Source organism: Porphyromonas circumdentaria, from assembly GCF_900167105.1.
In the GTDB taxonomy this organism is placed as follows: domain Bacteria; phylum Bacteroidota; class Bacteroidia; order Bacteroidales; family Porphyromonadaceae; genus Porphyromonas; species Porphyromonas circumdentaria.
Genome location: NZ_FUXE01000004.1, coordinates 47720 through 69590, shown reverse-complemented (window position 1 = coordinate 69590; position 21871 = coordinate 47720). Strand labels below are relative to the sequence as shown.

At 46.1% G+C, this 21871-nt stretch carries 18 protein-coding genes and 1 pseudogene; 7 read left to right on the top strand and 12 right to left on the bottom strand.

Translation table 11 applies throughout. The features are described 5' to 3' along the window. Nucleotides 1-36 precede the first annotated feature (36 nt). The 7 genes from B5D06_RS02535 to B5D06_RS02505 all read right to left on the bottom strand — a co-directional run bounded on the left by B5D06_RS02535 (nucleotide 37) and on the right by B5D06_RS02505 (nucleotide 8809). Entirely contained in the window at nucleotides 37-1611 is a 1575-nt protein-coding gene (locus B5D06_RS02535) for an RNA-binding domain-containing protein (RefSeq protein WP_078736466.1), read from the bottom strand. Between the two features lie 12 nt (nucleotides 1612-1623). Further along, a complete protein-coding gene (locus B5D06_RS02530; protein ID WP_078736465.1) occupies nucleotides 1624-4521 on the bottom strand; it encodes an SNF2-related protein in 2898 nt (965 codons plus the stop codon). 24 nt (nucleotides 4522-4545) lie between these two features. Beyond that, complete coding sequence (locus tag B5D06_RS02525) at nucleotides 4546-4752, bottom strand: helix-turn-helix transcriptional regulator (RefSeq protein WP_078736464.1); 207 nt, start codon at nucleotides 4750-4752, stop codon at nucleotides 4546-4548. A 316-nt stretch (nucleotides 4753-5068) separates the two neighbouring features. Beyond that, on the bottom strand, nucleotides 5069-6484 hold the full coding sequence (locus B5D06_RS02520; protein ID WP_078736463.1) for a methyltransferase RsmF C-terminal domain-like protein: 1416 nt from the start codon (nucleotides 6482-6484) through the stop codon (nucleotides 5069-5071). Further along, the gene (locus B5D06_RS02515) at nucleotides 6481-7188 is read right to left on the bottom strand and encodes an SAM-dependent methyltransferase (RefSeq protein ID WP_078736462.1); all 708 of its coding nucleotides are present in this window, start codon (nucleotides 7186-7188) and stop codon (nucleotides 6481-6483) included. Before B5D06_RS02515 ends, B5D06_RS02520 begins: the two co-directional genes overlap by 4 nt. Before the next feature lie 2 nt (nucleotides 7189-7190). Beyond that, entirely contained in the window at nucleotides 7191-7895 is a 705-nt protein-coding gene (locus B5D06_RS02510; protein WP_078736461.1) for a peptidylprolyl isomerase, read from the bottom strand. Nucleotides 7896-7897: 2 nt separating this feature from the next. Continuing rightward, complete coding sequence (locus B5D06_RS02505) at nucleotides 7898-8809, bottom strand: YitT family protein (RefSeq protein ID WP_078736460.1); 912 nt, start codon at nucleotides 8807-8809, stop codon at nucleotides 7898-7900. Between the two features lie 29 nt (nucleotides 8810-8838). Here B5D06_RS02505 and B5D06_RS02500 point away from each other — a divergent pair, with 29 nt between their 5' ends. Further along, nucleotides 8839-9087 carry a hypothetical protein gene (locus B5D06_RS02500; RefSeq protein ID WP_078736459.1) on the top strand — a complete coding sequence of 83 codons (249 nt, stop codon included), beginning with the start codon at nucleotides 8839-8841 and terminating at the stop codon, nucleotides 9085-9087. 205 nt (nucleotides 9088-9292) lie between these two features. Continuing rightward, on the top strand, nucleotides 9293-9445 hold the full coding sequence (locus B5D06_RS08940; RefSeq protein WP_159442673.1) for a hypothetical protein: 153 nt from the start codon (nucleotides 9293-9295) through the stop codon (nucleotides 9443-9445). A gap of 45 nt (nucleotides 9446-9490) precedes the next feature. Here B5D06_RS08940 and B5D06_RS02495 read toward each other — a convergent pair whose 3' ends face one another. The 3 genes from B5D06_RS02495 to B5D06_RS02485 form a co-directional block, all read right to left on the bottom strand. Then, the gene (locus B5D06_RS02495; protein ID WP_078736458.1) at nucleotides 9491-10255 is read right to left on the bottom strand and encodes a hypothetical protein; all 765 of its coding nucleotides are present in this window, start codon (nucleotides 10253-10255) and stop codon (nucleotides 9491-9493) included. Between the two features lie 612 nt (nucleotides 10256-10867). After that, the gene (locus tag B5D06_RS02490; RefSeq protein WP_078736457.1) at nucleotides 10868-11650 is read right to left on the bottom strand and encodes a formate/nitrite transporter family protein; all 783 of its coding nucleotides are present in this window, start codon (nucleotides 11648-11650) and stop codon (nucleotides 10868-10870) included. Nucleotides 11651-11938: 288 nt separating this feature from the next. After that, on the bottom strand, nucleotides 11939-13684 hold the full coding sequence (locus B5D06_RS02485; protein WP_078736456.1) for a leucine-rich repeat domain-containing protein: 1746 nt from the start codon (nucleotides 13682-13684) through the stop codon (nucleotides 11939-11941). A 442-nt stretch (nucleotides 13685-14126) separates the two neighbouring features. On the opposite strand from B5D06_RS02485, the gene B5D06_RS02480 reads away from it, so the two are divergent. Beyond that, complete coding sequence (locus B5D06_RS02480) at nucleotides 14127-14543, top strand: hypothetical protein (RefSeq protein WP_078736455.1); 417 nt, start codon at nucleotides 14127-14129, stop codon at nucleotides 14541-14543. Between the two features lie 130 nt (nucleotides 14544-14673). Here the strand turns inward: B5D06_RS02480 and rhuM are convergent. Both rhuM and B5D06_RS02470 read right to left on the bottom strand, forming a co-directional pair. Further along, nucleotides 14674-14817: pseudogene (gene rhuM / locus B5D06_RS09045) on the bottom strand (RhuM family protein); the annotation flags it as partial. A gap of 16 nt (nucleotides 14818-14833) precedes the next feature. Further along, nucleotides 14834-16120, bottom strand: a complete 1287-nt coding sequence (locus B5D06_RS02470; protein WP_078736453.1) for a glycosyltransferase — start codon at nucleotides 16118-16120, stop codon at nucleotides 14834-14836. 554 nt (nucleotides 16121-16674) lie between these two features. Here B5D06_RS02470 and B5D06_RS02460 point away from each other — a divergent pair. The 4 genes from B5D06_RS02460 to cas6 all read left to right on the top strand — a co-directional run bounded on the left by B5D06_RS02460 (nucleotide 16675) and on the right by cas6 (nucleotide 21864). After that, nucleotides 16675-18480: a hypothetical protein gene (locus B5D06_RS02460; RefSeq protein ID WP_078736451.1), complete on the top strand. Its 1806-nt coding sequence runs from the start codon at nucleotides 16675-16677 to the stop codon at nucleotides 18478-18480. Nucleotides 18481-18753: 273 nt separating this feature from the next. Next, a complete protein-coding gene (locus tag B5D06_RS02455; RefSeq protein ID WP_078736450.1) occupies nucleotides 18754-20058 on the top strand; it encodes an acetyl-CoA hydrolase/transferase family protein in 1305 nt (434 codons plus the stop codon). A gap of 121 nt (nucleotides 20059-20179) precedes the next feature. Then, nucleotides 20180-20995, top strand: a complete 816-nt coding sequence (locus B5D06_RS02450) for an SDR family NAD(P)-dependent oxidoreductase (RefSeq protein WP_078736449.1) — start codon at nucleotides 20180-20182, stop codon at nucleotides 20993-20995. Nucleotides 20996-21204: 209 nt separating this feature from the next. Further along, the gene (gene cas6, locus B5D06_RS02445; RefSeq protein ID WP_078736448.1) at nucleotides 21205-21864 is read left to right on the top strand and encodes a CRISPR-associated endoribonuclease Cas6; all 660 of its coding nucleotides are present in this window, start codon (nucleotides 21205-21207) and stop codon (nucleotides 21862-21864) included. Nucleotides 21865-21871 lie beyond the last annotated feature (7 nt).

Sequence of the window (21871 nt, the reverse complement as noted above, 5' to 3'; positions counted from 1 at the left end):
TTAGCGTGTCATTGACTGTCGCAACTGTCGCATCATCTACATATCATTATCTACCGTATCATTGACTGTCGCAACTGTCGCATCAAGTGTATCATCGACTTCGTCAACTGTCGCAAGAATCCTCCACTTTCCCTTTGTCTTAATCTCGATGCCTAACGCTGACAGCACTTTGAGATCACGCCAAATCGTAGCTGAGGAAACAGATAGGTTCTTGGCTATTTCAAGAGCAGAAGAGATTTCACCCTGTTTGATCAGGCTAATCAAGGCAAACAATCGCTCCTTACGCTTCTTGTCTTTTATTCTCGCTTTTATTCTGGCTTTTACATCTACTTGAGAGAAACTTTTGTGCACAAAATCTGGATGGCAAGGGATAGATATCAAAAAGTAAGTACGATCTATATCAGTTTCAAAAGTGGCTAAAGGGGACCCATTGCGTACCAACTCCTCCTGTATTGTAGGAATACCCGTAGCCCTCCCCTCGGAAAGGTCAAGCTCTTTGAGAAACTCTCCCAAACGGCGGTTACGATAACGACGTGCCTGCAAACGTCTGCCAGCACGAATACTCTCTTCACTAATAGAGCGGTCAGGACCCGAGTGGCTAAGAATCGAAATCGCGTGAGGCTCTATAGTAATTTCCACTGGTTCTCTCACTTGATAGTCTCGATGATATAGAGCATTTACCACTGCTTCTTCCAAAGCTTGATAGGGATAGTTGAAAAAACGAATCGACTCCGCTCTATCCTTAGGCTTGATGATTTGCTCTCTGATAATATGGGTACGCAAGTAGTTGAGCGTAGCACCAATGATAGTTGGTACAGAGCCCCTAATTTTCGGCACCTCAATCATATTATTAGGGTCTCGTTCTGCCCCACCAGGGAAGTGGACGATCTCTACTTGGGTATAGGGAAAAAACTTCTCTGGCGTCTCGCAAAACATCATCGCTGCTACATTTTTCAGATAGCGTCGTTCAAGAGGCCCTACAAACAGGTCCATTTGTTCTAAAGTTTTCTCTATGGATGTAATAGAGAAAGTCTGAACCAAGCGACTTTTGACCTTTCTTAGATAGTCATAAATAAGTACAGGAGAGAGGTCCTCTATTGCAATCTCACTATTTCCTCTGTCGTCAAAAGGCGTACGATTCGCCATATCTCTTAATTCGACCAACACCTCTCCTCTGGCTTCGATCGTGCTTGTTCCACTGCGTACATACCAACGTGAACGAGCATCTCGCTTGGTCACATCGTCCATCACATCATAAGGACGGTCGAGCCCCGAAGGCACCCAAATGACTAAAATATATTTGCCATCTATCTCTTCCACTGAGACTCGAGGACGGTAGTATGGGTTAATCTTGTGGTCGTAACCAATCATTGCTCGCTGGATACGGTCGAGTTCGCCCACGGATAGCCCACGCACAGGACGCTTGGCTATACCATTTTCCTCCTCTACACCCACCAAAATATATCCCCCACCAATGTTGTCAAAATCATTGGCAAAAGCACAAATGGTTTGGTAAATTTTAGTAGGATTCCACCCCTCCTTAAATTCTATACGATTGCTCTCTACTTTTCGCTTATTGAGCAGGTCCTCTATGTTAATGGGTAGTGCCATATCTTATCCATATTAAATCATCTTCCACCTCAAGGTAAAGAGGTTTTGTTTCTCATAACGCAAGGAGAGCAATTGCTCCAATTGGTCGATGAGTAGATCTTTCTGCGCTTCAATGCGGTCGTGCTCGGTAAAAAAGTCTGCCCGCTTGCGTTTGAGGAGGGCTTCGCTTGCCTTTATTTCTCGTTGTGCAGCAAGACGAGCTTCTATGCTATCTGCTTTACGCGCCTCCATCTTCATAAGACGTATGGTTTGGTTTAGATCTGTGATTTCTCTCTCCAAGCCCAGTTTCATATCCTCCGCCCATCTATCGAGCTTCTCCTCCTGCTCATCAAAGAGTTGCAGGGCTTCTTGCCGAGCTTGTTGCGTGGTTTCTTCTATCTGCGCAACCTTAATCTGCTCCAATCGATCTATACATACGGTCGGTATGGTACTGTCTGTCAGCTCCACACTACTGGGAATGGACCATATATGCTCGATGAGGTCCGAGGAGATAACTTCACCACCCTCTGTTATCATCGCCACAGCCCAATGATCTATGGTCTCCGCCGTTTCTATCGAAAGCAGGTCTACCGAAAGATACCCCCTTTGCCCCACTAAGTCAGCCAGAGGAGATATACGTTTTCCCGAATGACTGTAATCCAAAACAAGTGTATCTTTGGTTGTTACCTCTATGTTCTTGGCTTCTTTGATAGTGTATTGTGCCAAAGGGTGGTTGGCTCGATAAAGTCCCTTGCCCTGCTGCTCACTCTCACTTTTCTTATTTTCGGCAGAGGCCTCAAGCATATAGTAGGGGCCTGTATCAGAAATGCCATCAATAGGCTCTTGTAACACGAAACTATAATCGCTCGATGAGAAACTCGCTTTTTTGCGTAAAATGTATTGAGTGAGCATCCAAAGTCGCTCCTCATAGCGTCGCAACAATCGACGACTACTGTCTTCGCTGTCGCGAAGGCGTGCCCGCACCTCGTCATCAAAGTTTTCCAAGAGTACCGTTCTGGTTTGTTGCATACGCTCATCAATCTCAGGGCTTAGCTCTGCTTTGAGCTGGTCGAAAGCAGCTTGTATCTCCTCTTCGCTACGGCAGGTCTGGTAGATGTAGGCAATACGTTGCTCAAAGTCTGTGCCCGAACTGATGCTCCCCAGCACCTCATCGCTCGCACCAAACACACCATCAAAAAGACGAAACTTCTCGTCAAGAAGTTCATAAACACGACGATCGGCAGCGTTGCTCTTGTTCAAAAAGTTAATGACCACTACATCATGTCGCTGACCATAACGATGACAACGCCCTATACGCTGCTCTATACGCTGAGGGTTCCAAGGCAAATCATAATTGACCACTAAGGAGCAGAATTGAAGATTAATCCCTTCGGCCGCTGCTTCGGTAGCAATCATAATCGTAGCCCGATTGCGAAACTCATCCACCAAGGCGGCTCGCATATCCGCTTCCTTAACCCCCGTTACCAATCCTGTGTCTTTGTTTGCTTCTCTCCAACTTCGAAGTATCGTTGTGCTTCGAGCATCATTGTTCGTTCCACTAAAAGTCATTACTTCTCCTTCGTATCCTCTCTCGCTCAGCAAACGATAAAGAAACTCTTGTGTGCGCCGACTCTCCGTAAAAATAAGAGCTTTACGATTGGCTCCCAAACTGGAAAGTTTTTTGAATCCACTCTCCAAGGCTATGAGTAGTTGCTCTGCCTTGCTGTTGCTTGAGATGCGCTCTGTTAGCTCCAAACAGCGTTGCAACCACTCTCGTTCCTCTCCAAGGAGTTCCAATTCTTCGGGGCTAAGGTTTCTATCCTGTTTAACCCAGTTCTCCTCAGCTTCGGGTATTTCATCCATCATGGTCTCCCAGCTCTCATAGTCTGCAAATTCGGGTAAGTTTTCTTCGGCTACCACCTGTGCATCTATACGTTGCAATATGGTTTGCAGGGTTCCCCCAATGGCATAAGAGGAGGAAGCCAAGAGTTTTCGCAAAACGAGCGTGGTAAGAGCACGCTGACTACTACGTATAGAGACAAGGCGCTCTCTTTGCAAAAACTTCGTAACGAGGTTATACAACTCTGTCTCCTCAGCACTGGGCACAAATTCATGAAGCATAGGTATACGAGAGGTATACTTGATATACTCCAACACCTGACGGCGTAACGTACGGTGACAGAGAGGTGCTAAACGATTTTTAAGTTGGGAGAAATCCATTTCAGAAAGATTGCCATTATAGCGTGACTTAAAGCTCTTCAAATCACCAAAGGCATACTCATCAATAAAACTGGTGAGTCCATACAATTCAAGCAAGCTATTCTGAAGAGGTGTTGCAGTAAGCAATATTTTCTTCTTATTAGCAAGAGCCTTTCTCAAGATCCTACCCGTCTGATTGTCGGGGCGATAGACATTACGCAAACGATGGGCTTCATCCAAAACAACAAGATCCAATTTAGCTAATTGCAAATAGCTCTCTTGACGACGAGCAAAGTCATAAGAACAAACAACTATCCTATTTGTCTCAAAGGGATTGACCCCTTCTTTATTAGCCCAATATTGCTCCATCACCTTTTTGTCCAAAATGAAAGCTGGCAGGTAAAACTTCTCTTCCAACTCCTCTACCCACTGTTTGCGAAGGTTGGCAGGTGCAATGATAAGCAAACGCCTCTTGCGTTCTGCCCATTTCTGCGACAAAATGATTCCAGCTTCTATCGTTTTTCCAAGACCGACCTCGTCTGCAAGGATCGCACCGCCAGAGAGTGGCGAACGAAAAGCAAATAGAGCACTTTCTACTTGATGAGGATTAAGGTCTACACGAGCATCTTGCAAGGTCTGAGTAAATGAATCTAAATCTGAACTTGCTCTCCGACGGACAAGGTCTGTCGCTATGTATTTAGCCTGAGGCCAAGATATTTTGGGCTCTTTCATAAGAGTATGCAATTACAGGCTTTTCTATCGGGCTTCTTTGGTTGACACGATTAACTCTCGAACATCTACTTCAAGAATTTTCGCTATCACAATGAGTATCTCTAACGAAGGTTGCACCTTGTTGGAGCACCAACGGGAAACTGTGTTTTCTGCCTTACCTAATTGTTGTGCAAGCCATTTACTGGTCAACTGCTTCTCTGCCAAAACAGACTTAATTCTATTTATTGCCATAAAATGATAATTTCATCTAATAAGAATGCCAATAATACACTTACAAAGATATGATTTAAGAAGAGAACGATGAATAAAATTTGGAAAAAGTATCATTTCAATCACTGCACCTTAGCCCTCTTCTAATCGATGATGTGAACTTATTTTTGTGCATTAGTAAGAAACTTATTGCTTTGATCTCCTAACGAACTTTGTGGATAGGATAGCCTACTTCAATGTTACATTCACAACATAGACGAAAGACCTCTACTGCAAGTAAGAAGAAAGGGGGACTCTTCGGGAGAAGGTGGTTGCCCGTGGAGCGGGGGAGGGAGGGTTATTTCGGGAGAGATTTGAGGCGATAGGGTTTCGGATAGAGGTTATTGGCGCGATGCCCTAAGTTGTGCGCTACAGCCACTGGCACTCCCTCGAAAAGGAGTAGACAGTAACCTTGCGGAGCGGTAGCGGGGAGCTGAATAGCTTCGCCTGCCAAGTAGCGCAAGGCTTCACGCAACGAAAGTTCGACCCTCGGGAACGCCTCAGTTTCTATCGCCTGACTGAAAGGAAGAAGCGACGAAGGGCGCAGTTTGTTCCCTTTCTGCGTAGCGCAGGGTATGCCTGCCGAAAGCATTACGATACCGCTTGCCTGCAACGCCTTATAGTGTTCCAAAAGTTCGCTCGAGAGCAACACAATCTCCTCGCCCATAGCTACGGGCGTATAGTCCCTGTAAGAAGCCTTGACCCATTGGGTAATCTCTTTCGAAAGGGATAGCGGTTGCGCCTTACGTTCTCCTTTCCTCGCTCGCTTGACACTACTCTTCCCCTCTACAACCTCGTCACTACCCGCTTTGCGGAGCAGAGCCCAGTAAAAGCCCTCACTATCGGTAATCCCTGGCAGGAAATGATAGCCCAAGCCTTCCTTTCCCTCGACCCAGTTCCACTCCTCGGGCACATCAACGAGAGGGGTATAAGTTGCGCCCAATTCCTCTATGAGAAAGCGAACATTCTCTTCATTCTCCCGCGGATTAAAGGTACACGTTGCATACACTAACCATCCATTAGGACGGAGCATCTGCCACGCCTCTCGGAGAATATCTCTCTGTCGCAAGGCACACTCCTCTACTGCCTCGAGCGACCATTCGTCGCGCGCCTCGGGCGATTTACGAAAGAGCCCCTCGCCCGAACAGGGCGCATCTACCACGATAAGGTCGAAGACAAGCCCCGCTTTGCGCAGTTGGTCGGGGTAAGATTGTGTAACGATAACCTCGGGATAGCCCCATTTGGTCAAGTTTTCACTCAATATCTGCGCCCGTTTGGGTATTGGTTCGTTGGCAATGAGACGGCTACCTTTTGGAAGAATCTGCGTAAGGAGCGTGCTCTTACCTCCTGGAGCTGCCGAGAGGTCTAATACGTCCATCGGTTCCTCGCCCCATAGGGATTGGAGCTGAGCGAGTGCCATAGAGCCCGCCTCCTGCACATAGTAAGCCCCTGCGTGCCACAAGGGATCATGAGCAAAGAAAGGTCGCTCGGCAAGATAATACCCCTCACGACACCACGCTACCGCCCTTTCTAATGGCAGATGGTTCAAGGAGAAATCGTACAATTCTTGTTTGCTACGGTTGCATCGGATAGAGAGAGCGGGAGTGGTATGTTCCAACGCCCAAAGCAAACGCTCTGCCTCTTGCGGATAGGCGGAGGCGATCCAACGGCGGAACTCCTCCAGGAGAGGAGGCGTTAGGGTTGCTTCACTCATGCACCGAGGATAAAGAGGGTGGGTAACTTCTCAAAGACAAAGGGAGCTTTGCGCCACTGTGCAATCGTTTTGGTAACAATCCGTTCGTGTACTCCCGTTATATCCTGCGCGATGCAGAGACGGGTAGAGGCTTGGCAATGCGACCAAAGAGCCTCTGCAATGCGTTGATTGCGATAGGGCGTTTCTATAAAGAGTTGAGACTCGCCCTGCGATGCTATGCGCTGTTCCAACTGGCGGATAGTCTGTTTAAGTTCGGCACCCTCACGAGGTAAATAGCCCACGAAAGCGAAACGCTGACCGTTCAAACCCGATGCCATAAGCCCCATAAGAAGCGAAGAGGGACCAATCAATGGTACCACTCGTACCCCTTGTTGATGCGCCCAGCGCGCCACCTGCGCTCCTGGATCGGCTACTCCAGGGCACCCAGCCTCGGAGAGCACACCCGCCGAGACACCTGCTTTGATGCGCTCAAACGCTTCGTGCCAAGTAGCCTCATCGGCATGCTTGCCAATCTCGATAAAGGTAATCGGGTCAATCGGCTTGGTGGGACAGAGCGAACGTATAGCCCGACGTGCTGAGCGGATATTCTCCACGAAGAAAAGCTCTAAGCCCTCTACAATAGGCGCATTGACCACAGGGAAGAAAGAGCTATTCTCCCCCTCGGCAATCGGTACGGGAATCATGTACAAAACACCCGCCTGCATCTCTATTTCTTTTTAGAGTTGGGACGTTCGACGAGGGTCATGCGACGGATTAGCACATCTTTCGTAGGGCGATTCACAGGGTCGGTTTTCACACTCTGTATCTTCTCGATCACCTCCATGCCCTGCACCACTTCGCCAAAGACGGTGTAATCATTGTCCAGATGAGGCGTTCCCCCATACATTTTATAGGCTTCTCGCTGCTCTGGAGTATATTTGCACCCCTTGTTACGCTCCATGTTATCAAGGTCTATATCGGTAAAGTAGGTACCCGTTACAATATAGAATTGTGTGTTAGATGAGGCCTTTTCGGGATTAACATCATCACCCTCACGAGCGGCACACAAGGCACCTCTTTTGTGGAAGAAACGTGCCATATCTATTTCGGCAGGGAGTGTGCCGCTAATAGTATCTATGCTCACATCCATTTGGGGCGTAGCATCGCGCGTCATCATATTGCCCCCTTGTATCATAAAGCGGTTGATTACGCGGTGAAAGATGGTACGTTCGTAGGCTTTCTCCTGCACCCAGCGCACGAAATTATCTCGGTGCTGAGGCGTTCCCTCATAGAGAGCGACGATAAAATCGCCCTTGTTCGTCTCTACTTTTACAAATGTTTTGACCTCTTCGGTACAAGGGGCTTTGAGTTGTGCCCAAGTCGCACTCGCCACAAGGAGCAGTGAAAGGGCTAAAAGTATGGTTCTTTTCATAACTAAATCAATGGGGGTAAAGTATCGTTGGTCGCGTTGGTCGTGGCGATAAAGGCTTTCGGGTCACGCTCCAAGACCAATCGTTTGAGTGGCGCCAAGTGCTTACGCTCCACAATCATAAATATAGTATCTCGCTCTACCCCTGCATACATTCCCTGCCCATGCAGGTAGGTGGCACGCAATCCCAGCTGTTCTACGATAATATCCCTTAGCTGATGAGGGTTCTCACTGACTATGAAAACGGCCTTATTGGGGTTCTCGGGCGACATCAAATCAAGGACCTTACCATACACTACGATGGTAACCAACGAGTAAAGGGGCACTTTCAAGTCGCCAAAGACGATCAACCCGAAGAGGATTACCATCGCATCGACGAAGATAATCAGGTTACTCGTCTTTATATTGCGCCCCTTGCTCAACACACGTGCCAACACATCAGTACCCGCACTCGTACTGCCCACTTTGAACGTGAGGAATACCCCCAAGCCCAGAATAGCCCCACCATACACGGCAGCGAGGAAGGGGTCGTCCTCAATAATCGGCTTGCCATGGGTTATATAGGTGGTGATAAGATCTGTAAAAAGACCAATGGAAAGGAACGTGGCGATAGTCTTAGCCCCCGAGGAGAGCCCCAAACTGCGTGCCGCCAATAGGAAGAGTGGTATATTGAAGAAGTACGCCACCACCCCGATGGGCAATCCGTTGGGGAAAATGTCCCACACCCCTTTGGAGAGATGATTGATAGCAATACTTATACCATACACACCCCCGGGCACAATCCCCGCTGGTGCGATGAAGATAGCATAGGCAGCCGCTTGCAGTAAGGCTCCTAAAAGGAGCAGAAAAATATCGTTTAACAACTGTTTCCGTGAGGCGGGACGCAGCTCGGTGAAGGGGTTTCTTCTCTTTTTCATTCTGTTTCTTTCAGGAGCCTCTTAGAACAGTGGCACACAGGGCTCGCACCTCTCGGCATAATTGTTCTAAAAACTCATTTATTTTGGCAGGCAAAGTTAATCTTTTTCCCTCGGCTTTCGACGCACTCTACTCTGAAGAATTTGTTCTCTTCGAGGGGAAAGAAGCGAAAAACGATAGTATAGCCCAAGCGTTGATAAAGCTAAAGTTTGAGGGATACTTGAACCAGCATTTGCTAAAAAGATTATTACAACGAGCAGAATGGGAAGCCGCACCATAGCGAACCAAGGGAGCGGAAAAAAACACGAGGTCTGTAGAACTTAAAAGAACACTTCGACGAAAGGGGAATGGGGAGAGCAACCTCTTTACTCCACCGAGCAAGCACACCCCTCTACCGACCCTGCTAAAAGTTAGCACGAGAGGGTACAAAAGTTTCCTCCTGTGCAAACTTTACTTTCCACTTGTGTAAACTCGAGTTTCCCTATATGCAAACTTGCGTTATCATACGTGCCAACTCAAGCCATCACAAATCCCTCTTTTCGGGAGCATTAGCCTCTACACGAAAAACCCCTCTCTCGGCAGTGGCTATCGCACTACAAAGAGAGGGCTTTTTCTATCTCCTCATCGGTTCGGGTTAGGCTCTTGGAGCATCCTCCGCCTTTTTCTTAGGTTCCCACTACTGCTCAAAGAGGATTAGCAGAGGGGTAGAACGTAAAAGTCTTTTGAAATATCTTATGCTCTGTATCGGAGACTAAGCGGTCGATAACGTCAAACGTAAAGGTGAGTTGGAGCTCTTCGCCCTCCTTCAAATCGGGCTCTTGATGAATCCAAAAAGAAAAATAGGGAAGAGATAAACGCACCTTTTTCCACGCCTCTACATCGTTGCCCTTTATACGCAAAGGCTCTTCGAGTTCTTTGTCATCAAAGTCCTTTTCTACGAACGTGGCAAAGTCATTGAACATAAAAACAGCAAGAGGCGAAAGATCGCTCCCCGCAGGATACATATCACCGAAAGAGCAATTAGCCGTAATGGTTACTTTCGAGAAAGTAACCAAGCATAAATCTACAGGTCGAACAGGTACCGCCCCCCTCCTTTTAAGCCAAGGCTTGCGCACACAATAGTTAATCACGTCAAACAACTCGTGGTATCGAGGATAGTCAGGACGCACATCTCTCAAGAAAAACTTAAACGTCATCGAGGGCCCTTGATTGCCCCCTTTAATATTTCGGTAGGCGATACGGTCGGGATAGTCGGCAAAATCAGATAGATGAAGGTAATTGGTTCCCATATAAGGAACCCCAGCAATATCGTCTCTTAGGTAACCAACCTGCCCGAAAACCTGTTGTTCGTTCTTAATAGAGCTCTTCTTACCTTGTAGGCAAGAGGAAAGCAAAATCACAAATGCAAAAAATCCAACGATGCCTCCCACAAAAACTTTTTTCTGCATATCAAAATCCTTTCTTACAATCTATTGTTTCAAATCGGTCTTACTTTTATAATATCATAATACTCTCCCTACCCATCTTGTATGTTTCTCTTTCTGTCTTTTCAATGTTAAACAGGAGAGAGGCGATTGTTTTCGGGCAACATCTATCCAAGCAGAGCTACATTGAGTTACAAGACCCGTCAAGTCCCCTCTCAAGCAAAAGCCTTATTCAGTAGAGAGGTCACAAGGAAAAAGGCAATCACTATAACTAAGAGGGTAAGGAGGACTTTCCCGACTGTCTTCCAGGGAACTTTACCCCAAATAGCCCAAATTATAAAAGCAGCCATTATTAAAATGAATAGAACTCCTATCGCAAGCTCAATCATATACGTTATAAGATTTGTTTACGCACAAAAGTAATTATTCACTTCCACTAAACAAAATCAGACTTTAGCATCTGAAAGAAGTTGATTTGCAAAGGCTAAAAGCAAAAAACTCCCTCTCCGAACGGCACAAAGCCATAGGAAAGGGAGGATTTTTTCGATTGGGAAGTATCGCAAAGGGGATAGTAGACAACTCTACTGCCTAAGCTTTTTAGAGGAGCGAAGTAGACCTTTGCTCCGTTTTATCGGGTTACTTCTTGCTAGCAAATACGTAAGCGTGGAAAGCTCCTACGAAGAGCGCACCGCCAACGATATTACCCAATGTTACGGGTAATAGGTTGTCGATGAGGAGTTGCCCGAAGGTTACCTCCGCCCCCATCATCATACCGAGGGGGATGTAAAACATGTTAGCAATCGAGTGCTCAAACCCTAAGGTTACGAACGTCATCACAGGCCACCAGATACCCAATATTTTACCCGTCAAGTCTTTCGCCGAAAGCCCCAACCAAATAGCCAAGCAAACGAGCCAGTTAGCCCCGATGCCTCTAAGGAAAGCAACGCCAAAAGAGAGCGAAGTCTTGTCTTCTGCCACGTGCTGAATAGCCTCACGCCAAGGACCTCCCTCTAAAAGCCCTGTTTGATACACGAGGAAGTAGGTAAAAGCTGCCGCCCCGATAAAGTTGGCAATATAGACTACCGTCCAATACTTCAAAGGGAAAAGTAGGGGGATACGCTTCTTCATGAGCGCAGGTATAAGAATGGCATTATTGCTCGTAAAGAGTTCCGCCCCAGTAATCACGGTGAGAATAAGCCCCACGGGGAAGGTAATTCCGCTCAAGAACTTACCCAAAGCAGGGTTGCCCTCTGTAATACCAGGGAAACCCTTACCGACCAAAACGGACAAAAATCCACCCATTGCGATGTAAACTCCCGCCATAAGAGCCAGAAGGATTATTTTAGACCAAGGTTTGCTCTTTTTTGCCTCGGTCATGAGATAGGTCTCTTCGAGGACTTCTTTCGGATTTCGTACCATTGCGCTTTATCTTTATTTCAATTTGTTACTCATCTGTGCCCCTTTTCATAGGGCAAAAATCGAGGGACAAAATTAGAAAAAGGCTTCGAGGTAGGCACTACCCAAGAATTGGGGTACATAGCAGTCGGTGCTTGCTCTACCACTCCGCTTTGTCTAAGCGCAGGAGGGGGAGCCCACCTTGTTCGACTAATCAATACGGCTGATAATACCTATATCGTCTATAATGAATACACCCAACAACCTGTATATCACAAGCTGTTGGGTGTATTGGTCAAGATTCAACGAGATTTACTTTTTATAAATCTTTTGTGTTCTTCCGTTCTTATATACGACAATGTTTATACCACTTTGTAGTTGGTTTAACTTGTTACCCATTACATCAAAAATAGCAACCTGTTCACCAAAAGCATCTTCGTTAGATATAGTTTCTACACCAGTACAAACACCGAACCAGGGGCGAACGGTTGCATGTTCTGTTACTGTTAGAGTTAATGATGGAAATATACTTTTATCATTCACTGTTAAGTCTACCAATTTATAATGCTTATCTGGGGTTGCCATAAATTCAACGGCTGTATTGGCTTGCACTTGACTTAGATCTATCGAGAGGTCTTTTGCTGCAAGTTTACCATTCTCTGTTTGTTCTATCTTTATCCAAAAGCTCGTTTCATCTACTTCAGATCCATTATAGAGTTTAGGAATGTCATTTTTTAAATGACGAACATCCCAGTTTTTTTCTTTCAAATATTCTACATGACGAGCGTTGCATACGTTTTGTTCACGTTCACCCTCTTCTCTAACCATAAAGAGAGTTGTGCCCGTTGGTGAAGAAAGAGAATAAATCAATCGTGTCATAGCTGCACTATTGATTTTATTGCCATAGAGTTCTATACTATTCAAATTCTTATTATTACTCAAATCAAGTTCCTGCAATTGATTATTATAAACGAACAATGTTTCCAAATCTTCAAGTGTAGACACATCTATGCTTGATATGTTATTACCACCCAAATGCAGGGTTGTTAATAATGGGGTTGGAGTTACATCAAGCTCTGTCAATAAATTGTCATACACATACAATTCTTTTAACAATGGTACTTTCGTTAAATCTATCTCTGTGAGCTTATTTTCAAATGTAGAAAGAATCTCTAAGTTGGGACTATGAGATAAATCAATTGATGTTAGTTGATTTTTATATATGAATAGCTTCTTCAATGCAGGTAAAGCACTTAGATCGATGTGTGCGATCTGGTTGTTTTCACATTGCAAATCGGTCAATATAGGATTGTCTCCAAATACGATTTCTCTCAACTTATTTCCACCTGCATGAAGCCTTACCAATGCGGAACACCCCGCAATATTCATTTCTGTGAGTTTGTTGTTGTTACATGCTAAAGAGCGAAGTTTCTTACGCCCCGTAACATTTAGTGCTCCGATGCTACTATTGAAGCATGAAATTACTTCCACAATATCTTCTTCGGGATAGGTAAGTTCTTTTAGCTTTTTATTCTTAAAACAAAATATTGCTTTAATCTTTTTGTGTTTAGAGAGATCAAGCGAGGCTATCTGATTCATGCTACAATTGATCACACTCAAGTTTGTGGCTTTATCCAGATTAAGCGTTGCAATCTTATTTTGGTAACAAAATAGAGAGTCCAAGTTGGGACACTCATTCACATCTAATGACTGTATATATATGTTTTCTGAACAGTTTATATACTTCAGATTATTACATTTTTCAAAAGCAATATCGGTAATCGAATTCTTAAGGCATTCAAAACGGGTAATATCTCCTTTGATAATGATTTGGTTTTGCCCCTCATTGTATGTGTACTCTACATCTTTTGCATTTTCAAACGTACCCGTTGCTCCTTCTATTACAACAGGGCCATTTGCTTCAATATTAAGAATTGCTCGTTGGGCATACCCTTTACTATTTGTAATGGTTATTACGCTTTCTTCTTGCCCATAAGACAAGAGAGAGATTCCAGATAAAAACAGGAACAATATAAATTGGTCAATTTTTCGCTTCATAATAAATAGTTGATTTCATACGATTATAATAAATAGCTTTCAATTGCAAAGTTCTAAAAAAGCCCAATACGACAGTAACCTGAGCTCAATGAATTATAAGTACTTATAATTTTACCGATCAATGAAATTGCCACACACTTACACTGCTGAAATACAGGGAATTAAAAACAAAAAAACACTATAATTCAGCGGGGCGAAATTACAGAAATATTTTGTACGGCAGATGCCTTTTGCAAATTTTCTTGATGCCATCATAGCAAAATACCCCCTTAAGAAACCGTGTATCCCTATTCAAAGGATATTAGACATACGGCTTGCTTTATTCTAAAATCATCGAACTCTCGCCAATATAAGTAGAGAAAATTTTCTGGCTTCACACTTTTTCTCGTTTTCTACACTATTTTTATACCTTTGCAAACAGCACAATCCAATAACAGCAAATATGGCACAAGCAATAACTCCAGTACGCATACATGCTTTGGCATGGTTAGGAACGCCTGTGGGAATGCTCCCTGGCTTGATGATATACATATTTGAATACGAACCCTTCGACCTCAACAGACTTACGGCGATGGGTATCACAGTAGGTATAGTACTTCTTTTGTGCTTTCTGGCAGCGCGTATCCTCTACCGCTTTTCGGATAAAAAGTTTCCACCTCCATCGGTAAAAGAGCTTCTCTCGGCTGTCTTCATGACCTATGTACCGAGCCTATTGTTCCTTCTTATGGACTGGAGAGCCTATTGGTTAGGCGTCATTCTCCTCGGCATTACGGTCTCGGTAAGCTTGGCTTGCAATGCTTTCTACCGAATCGGGAAGCACGAAGCCTCGGCATCTTGCCCCACAAATGGCAATGCTTAAATTCTCCACACAGCGACCCTCGCAGGGTCTGCATTGGTAGATAAACGAACAAAACACTACAAATAAAACTGCAAGAAGGGAGTCCAACATCTGTTGGCTCCTTTTTTATTACGATGAGAAGAAATTACCTTTTTAAGCGGTCATCATCGCATACAAACCCTTTGATGAAATACTTTTTTAGACGTTGGGTTGCCCAAATACGAAACTGTACTCCTTGGTAAGATCTTACGCTATATCCTACCGATATAATAACGTCAAGACTATAAAACTTTACAGGTTTGTCCGAACCACTAATGTACAAAATTGGCACATTGCCCTCCAGCGAGTAGCATTTCGTAAAGTATGCGGAAGCGTTGGCCAATCACTTTTTGGTCGTAACAAGCTACACTTTTGGCACGTGCAGCCGTTGAGAGCCTATCATGCTCCTCTCCCAACGTATAGTGTATCCCCTCGGCAAATGACGTTGCCGACTGGTACGAAGCCACGTATCCCGTTTGGCAATGCGCTATCATCTCGGGTATTCCACCCGTTGCAAAGCCGACCACGGGAAGCCCTACGCTCATTGCCTCCATAATGGTATTGGGCAGATTATCCTCCAACGAGGGGGTTACATATATATCTGCCGCACGATAAAGCTCTATCATGCGTTGCGCTTCGCGGACGAACCCGACCTGCGTAACGGGGAGCGGAATACTCTCGACAAACGAACTACCCTGATAACCGAATATAACCACGCGTACCCTCGGGTGATGCGCCCCATACTGCTCAGCAAAAAGTCGAAGCGACTCGACCAGTTCGCCCGCCCCCTTACGAGGGTCTGAGGTATTGACCGCCCCGAAAAGAATGATTTGCTCCTCTGGAGAAAAGCCCCAACTACGGCGTGCCGCCTCTTTATCGGCAGGAGAAAAACGCTCCGTATCAATCGGATTGGGAATAGAGGTTACCGCAAAATGCTTTGCCAACGGACTACGACGAGCGGCATTGGCTATCCACTCGCTACACCCCACCATAGTAAAATGCCCCACCTCGAATACCTGCGCCTTGCGCCTCATCTGACGGCGCAGCAATCCATAGGGCAACGAAAGCCCCCGCTCGGCACATCGCTCAATACCCCTTTCGTCCACCGCTCCGCCCGTGTAGTGAAGGGCAGCAGAGAAGGGCCACATATCGTGCATCGTCCATACGAGCGGTTTGCCCAAACGTGCCAACGCCTCGATTTGTCGAAGCGATAGAAACCCTTGATTGATCCAATGTAAATGAATAATATCTGCCTCTTGAATAAGCGGATGATGCACCAACGAACGTCCCGTATTCGCAAGGGAAGCCTCAAAAAGATGCGCACGATCGAAACCATTAAGCCCGTAAAGCAATGCCCGCTCTGCCACAAATGCCGTTTTATAGCAGAGATTGGCATACGCCCCGCTATCGAGTGCCACCACAGAGGGGTCTGCCGACTGTTTGGAGCGTACCAACAGATGCGCCTCGGTATCGGTAGCTCGAAGTGCCTCCATGAGACGAAACGCCGCTATGGCAGCTCCTCCTCCATGGTCGGAAGTATTCAAAAGGGCAACTTTCATGCCTGCAAAGGTAACAATAAGAGCGCGTTAAGCAGACTTCTCTCGGGTATAAATGTCGTTTACTGCACTTGCTGTTTGTATCGAAATATAGAGCCAGTATTATCACACCTATATTATATCCTATAAGGCACTGCTCTGAAAAGGGGCGAGAGGGCGTTTGTCTTTGCGACACGGTATATATCCTTAAAAGGATAGCTATATACCCTCTTTCATGCAAGATAATATCACCGCTTTGGTTACCACCTATGAGAGGGAAAGTTTACACAAGAGGAAACTCGAGTTTCCATATAAGGTTACAGCAATTTCCTCCTGTGCAAACTTTTCACCCTTCACAAGGAGACTTCGCAAACGGGATTATCGAAGCCCCGTCAAGACATAGACACCGTTTCCGTCTTCACTCTCTTTTCAACAAAACTACACCTCGCTACAAGGCTTTTTTCTATCCTAAAAGAATTGCAGAAACAAAATTATTTATAAATTTACAGCGTGAAAAGAAAATACCCACATTGTCTTTTCACACATTCCACGAGAATATTCACTTTTAAGACTATAGTATGAAAAGAATTTTTACGCACATTCATCGCCCTTTTGTAGGGTTGCTGATACTGTTACTCTTGGGGATAGCGACCGCAAGCAGTGTAGCACAGTCTACTACGGGTAACGGTGTTATCAAAATGAAAACAAACGCTCCTCTGGGTAGTAAGATAGAACTCGGAATTAAAGCCAATGGGAACGTAGAATTCGACGGATTAGCGGGCAAATTCCAAAACGACCAGTTCTTCAACTACACAGTCATTAAAAACGAAATTACCCTACGTGGAGATATCACAGTTTTTATTTGCGCCGAAGCACAAATTACTTGGCTCGATGTAAGCGGCTGCCCAACCATTGACGAGATTAACTGCTATGACAACCTCCTTTTTGGAGAGGCCACCGACGCTCTTATCGAGGGATTACCCGACCGCAGTGCACTCCCTGAACCAGGGCTACTTCTGATGATAAACACAAAAGAGCACCCCAACGATCAGAATAGATGTACCATGGCTCAAGTAGATGCCGCTCAAGCCAAAGGTTGGCATACTCAAGAGTGGGACGGAGGTTTTTGGATTCCCTTTATTGGGAGCGATGCAACTAAAGGGACAGGCATTATTTCTTTCACAACCAACAAGCCCTACAAGTCTCGTATAAGAATCGGGGGTAGAGCAAGATCGCTCGTTGAAATCAAAGGAGCACGCGGCAAATGGCTCAACGGTCGGCTCTTTGGAGTGGAGCTAAGAGACTCAGAAGTCTCTCTACATGGAGACCTGACCATGTTTGTCGCCGACTCTACGGGTATGGTGGCTCTTGATGCCTCTAAAATGCCTATGCTCGAAGAGCTCTACTGCACCCTCAACCACCTTAAAGGGAAAGCTCTCGACAACCTCATAGCCTCACTACCCGACCGCTCCGAAAAAGAGAAAAGAGGCATTTTTGCCCTCATGGATTTTACCAGCCCCAATACCATAGAGTACAGCATCTGTACCAAAGCGCAGGTAGCGGCAGCTGCAAAGAGAGGATGGGACATCGTGGAATGGCGTGAAGAACTCGATAAATTTATGCCCTACGAGGGTACAGACCCACTACCCACGCACCCCGTAACCGTCGAGTGTGGAGAAGGAGGGAAAATACGTATGGTAGGTGCCGACGACCTCAATAATGTACCAGAAGGCTCGGAGCTATGGGCTATTGTATCTCACAAGAGAGAGTACGAACTGGTCTCCTTTACAGCCAACGACATAGACCTCAGGCCTACGGACGGACGCTTTACAGTAACGGGACCTACGGTCGTAAAAGCTACTTTCAGAGAGAAGGTTTGCAACGTAACTCTCCATAGCGAAGGGCCTGGTACCATAAGCATAGAAGGCTACAATGAAGAGCAACTCAAAAAAGTTAAATACGGACAAGTACTCCGAGTGGTCGCAGAGCCTCAACAGGGCATAGGAGAGGTGAAACTCAAAACACTTACCGTAACGACAGAAGTGGCTACGGGAGACGATATCGTAACCGATATACTTATCTCTAAAGAGGTAACGACTTCCAGTCCCAAGATGCTGATAAGTGCCGTGTTTGAGAAAGTCGAATCGGTAGAGAAAGTAGCCGAGAAAGGGCTTGTGGTGCGCTTCGAAGAGGCAACTGGCTCTCTACAAATACTCCACACCACACCACTTAGCCGAGTAGAACTCTACTCAATAGAGGGCGAACTCCTCCTCACTGCTATGACCAACGAAGGGGGAACGGCACAAATAGATGTAGCACAACTTCCCGAGGCTCTCTACATTGTACGTGTAGGCGACGAGGCGACGAAGGTTAACCTCCGATAAGAGCAGGCAAAAGCTGGAGAGGATACGTCTCCTCTCCGTGGAAGTTAGATACTCGCTATACACCCGATTTTCATCGGGGAAATAAATAGTATATAAAACCTCTGCAGGAGCATCTTCCGCGCAGAGGTTTTTTATGGACTATTTTCAGGAGGTAGCACCCAATAGATATGACGTAAGCCTCTACAAGAATGCACTAAAAAAAGAAAGTGCAGTGCTATACAATAGTCCTAAATAGGTGTATCTTTGTACTCATTATATAAAGATTTATAACCAATGAATTGGCAATCGTATTACAAAGAACACTTGGTAACAGCCGCCGAAGCGGTACAGAAGTCTCTATTTGAGGGCGCAAATGTGGTAGTGGGAAGCGGAGCAGCACATATAGACTGCTTCATCGAAGAGATGTATGCTCAGCGAGACACCATTCCCTTTGTCAATCTTTTCCACGTACTCTACTTCGGAAAAGGACTATACCTAACACCCGAAATGGAGGGCAAAGTGCGCCCCATCATCAACTTTATGGAGCGTCAAGGTCGTAATGCTTTCAAAGAGGGACGCGTAGACTTTCTTCCTTGCCACTTTCACGAAGTGCCTGGGCTCTTCAAGCAAGGCTTCTATCCCGTAGACCTCGCCGTGATACAGCTCTCTACTCCCGATGCAGAGGGTATATGCTCCATGGGCGTTTCGTGCGACTATACTCGAGCTGCCATAGACCATGCACAGAAAGTGGTAGGCATCATCAACAAACAAATGCCCTACCTCTATGGCGATACACGTGTGCCTGTAAGTCGATTGGATTATATCATTGAGATAGACGCTCCGCTTGTTACCGTACCCCAAGCTCCTATTGGAGAGATTGAGGCCACGATTGGTAAGTACTGCGCCTCTCTGATTGGCGACGGAGCCACTCTCCAGCTTGGCATCGGAGCAATACCCGATGCGGTGCTCAATAACTTGGAAGATCGTAAGGACTTGGGCATCCACACCGAGATGTTCACCGATGGTGTTATGCGCTTGATGAAGTCGGGCGTTATCAACGGTCGGGCGAAAAAGCTCCACCCTGGTAAGGTCGTATCGGCCTTTACTTTTGGTTCGCAAGAGTTGTACAAGTTCTTAGATCACAATCCCGATGTGGAGATGCACCCCGTAGACTATACGAATGACCCCTTTATCATCGGTCAGCACGACAATGTAGTCTCTATCAACTCCTGTATTGAGATTGACCTCTACGGTCAAGTTACCGCAGAGAGTATCGGTTACTCGCTCTTCAGTGGGTCGGGTGGTCAGGTCGATTTCGTGCGTGGGGCTAAGCGTTCCAAGGGAGGTGTTTCGATTATCGCCATGCCTGCCACCGCCAAAGAGGGTACAGTCTCTCGCATTGTGCCCACCCTCAAAGAGGGTTCTATTGTAACCACAGGGCGTAACGAGGTGGACTATATCATCACGGAGTTCGGTATCGCTCGCATGCGAGGGTGCACTATGTCTGAGCGTGCCAAGGCACTCATCTCGATAGCGCACCCCGACTTCCGTGCCGAACTCGAGGAAGCTGCCCGCAAAATGATCGGCTACTTCAAATAAACCCACCGTTTAGAATGAATAAAAGTCGTTCCGAATGATGCCTTCAGAGACATTCTTCGGAGCGACTTTTGCTATTCCTTTGATAGATTTTCATTGATTTCTCTTAGCTGTCGACACCTCTATGCACCTGCTTTATCCCACTCCGCACAGTTCGCCCTCTCATTTGCATAAGCATTTTGCAGGGCGTTGGGTGGTCATTACAGGGGCTTCCTCGGGCATCGGAGCGGCTCTCGCCCGTCGATTGATGGCGGCAGGTGCACATCTTTTGCTTATAGCACGCCGAGAAGAGGAGCTACAAACACTCTGTCGTGAGGCAGAGCAAATAGGGTGTCGAGCCCTCTACCGAGCTTTAGACCTCCGAGAAAAGGAAGCTTTGGAGGCTCTCTGCGCAGAACTTCCTCGCTTGCTGCCAAGTGTCGATTACTTCTTTGCCAACGCAGGCAAATCTATCTGCCGACCTCTTGCGAAAAGCCTTGACCGTGCGCACGACTTCGACCGCACCATCGACCTAAACTATCGAGCCACCGTGCATCTTGCGCTGGCACTTATCCCAGCGTTGGAGCGTGCCCGAGGGTGCATCGTCTATACCTCTTCGGTGAGTTTGCTCTACCCAAAGACAGCACATTGGTCTGCCTACCACGCATCGAAAGGAGCTACCGACCTGTGGTGTAGGACGGCTCAAATGGAACTCCCCGTACGAGGCGTTCGGGTGCGTATAGCCTATATGCCGTTAGTGGCGACACCTATGTCACAGGCGAATGAAGCCTACCGACGCTTACCGAGTTACACGGCAGACGAAGCCGCTCGCCTACTGATGCGTTTGGCTATGGGCAGACGCGCCTTTTACATTCCTTGGTGGGCACGCCTTACAGCACCTTTGGCTCGCCCCTTTGCCCCACTTCTGCGATGGCTCTACCGCTACTGTCTGCTCCGCTAATCCCCCTTCCCCTCCTCTTTCCCTATCTCTACGAGCCTATAATAAGACCTTTTCAAAAGAGCCTTCCCCAGAGAAGAATCTTTTAACAACAAAGAGCATATTATACTCCTCTCACCCAAGCATGAAAGAGATTAACAGGAGACTTCTCACTTAATAAGTATTTAAGTGTATTTATTTACTACATTTGCAAAACAAAATGGAACAATCTTATGAGACTACATATAAAGACATCGGCCTCTAACCGATTCATCGATTTTAACTATCAACACCTACTCACAGGTTGCATACATAAATGGTTGGGGAAGAACAATAATGAACATGGAAAAATGAGTCTCTATTCTTTCTCATGGCTGCGCAATGTAGAGGTCTCTAAAGAAGGTATCAAAGTAGAGAATGGCTCCTACTTTACCTTGAACTTTTATGATACCGAACAGGCACGAAGGGTAGTTAAAAGTATTTTGGAAGAGCCCGATATGTTTGCAGGAGTAAGAGTAGTAGATATTCGTATCGAACAAACTCCCGAGTTTAGCGAAAAGGAGAGATTTCTCTTGGCAAGCCCTATTTTAATCAAAAGGCACAACGAAGTTAAAGAGACGCACTACACCTATCTCGACAAAGAAGCCGATACATTTATGACAGAAACCCTAAAAGCCAAAGCTCGTATAGCAGGTTTGGATGCAGGAAATGTCAAGGTATATTTCGACCGTCAATTCCCTTTCCCAAAAACCAAAGTAATCTCCTACAAAGATGTTAAGAACAAGACCTCTCTCTGCCCGATAATCATCGAGGGAAGCCCCGAAATGATAGCTTTTGCATGGAACGTAGGCATCGGCAACAGTACAGGAGTTGGATTCGGAGCATTAAAATAATGGCAAC

Excerpts from the sequence above, each read along its gene's own strand:
- B5D06_RS02515 (WP_078736462.1), bottom strand. The coding sequence starts at position 7,188 with ATGCAGGCGGGTGTTTTGTACATGATTCCCGTACCGATTGCCGAGGGG.
- B5D06_RS02460 (WP_078736451.1), top strand. The coding sequence starts at position 16,675 with ATGAAAAGAATTTTTACGCACATTCATCGCCCTTTTGTAGGGTTGCTG.
- B5D06_RS02455 (WP_078736450.1), top strand. The coding sequence starts at position 18,754 with ATGAATTGGCAATCGTATTACAAAGAACACTTGGTAACAGCCGCCGAA.
- B5D06_RS02470 (WP_078736453.1), bottom strand. The coding sequence starts at position 16,120 with ATGAAAGTTGCCCTTTTGAATACTTCCGACCATGGAGGAGGAGCTGCC.
- B5D06_RS08940 (WP_159442673.1), top strand. The coding sequence starts at position 9,293 with ATGCAAACTTGCGTTATCATACGTGCCAACTCAAGCCATCACAAATCC.
- B5D06_RS02535 (WP_078736466.1), bottom strand. The coding sequence starts at position 1,611 with ATGGCACTACCCATTAACATAGAGGACCTGCTCAATAAGCGAAAAGTA.
- B5D06_RS02520 (WP_078736463.1), bottom strand. The coding sequence starts at position 6,484 with ATGAGTGAAGCAACCCTAACGCCTCCTCTCCTGGAGGAGTTCCGCCGT.
- B5D06_RS02480 (WP_078736455.1), top strand. The coding sequence starts at position 14,127 with ATGGCACAAGCAATAACTCCAGTACGCATACATGCTTTGGCATGGTTA.
- B5D06_RS02450 (WP_078736449.1), top strand. The coding sequence starts at position 20,180 with ATGCACCTGCTTTATCCCACTCCGCACAGTTCGCCCTCTCATTTGCAT.
- cas6 (WP_078736448.1), top strand. The coding sequence starts at position 21,205 with ATGAGACTACATATAAAGACATCGGCCTCTAACCGATTCATCGATTTT.
- B5D06_RS02505 (WP_078736460.1), bottom strand. The coding sequence starts at position 8,809 with ATGAAAAAGAGAAGAAACCCCTTCACCGAGCTGCGTCCCGCCTCACGG.
- B5D06_RS02525 (WP_078736464.1), bottom strand. The coding sequence starts at position 4,752 with ATGGCAATAAATAGAATTAAGTCTGTTTTGGCAGAGAAGCAGTTGACC.
- B5D06_RS02530 (WP_078736465.1), bottom strand. The coding sequence starts at position 4,521 with ATGAAAGAGCCCAAAATATCTTGGCCTCAGGCTAAATACATAGCGACA.
- B5D06_RS02490 (WP_078736457.1), bottom strand. The coding sequence starts at position 11,650 with ATGGTACGAAATCCGAAAGAAGTCCTCGAAGAGACCTATCTCATGACC.
- B5D06_RS02485 (WP_078736456.1), bottom strand. The coding sequence starts at position 13,684 with ATGAAGCGAAAAATTGACCAATTTATATTGTTCCTGTTTTTATCTGGA.
- B5D06_RS02510 (WP_078736461.1), bottom strand. The coding sequence starts at position 7,895 with ATGAAAAGAACCATACTTTTAGCCCTTTCACTGCTCCTTGTGGCGAGT.
- B5D06_RS02495 (WP_078736458.1), bottom strand. The coding sequence starts at position 10,255 with ATGCAGAAAAAAGTTTTTGTGGGAGGCATCGTTGGATTTTTTGCATTT.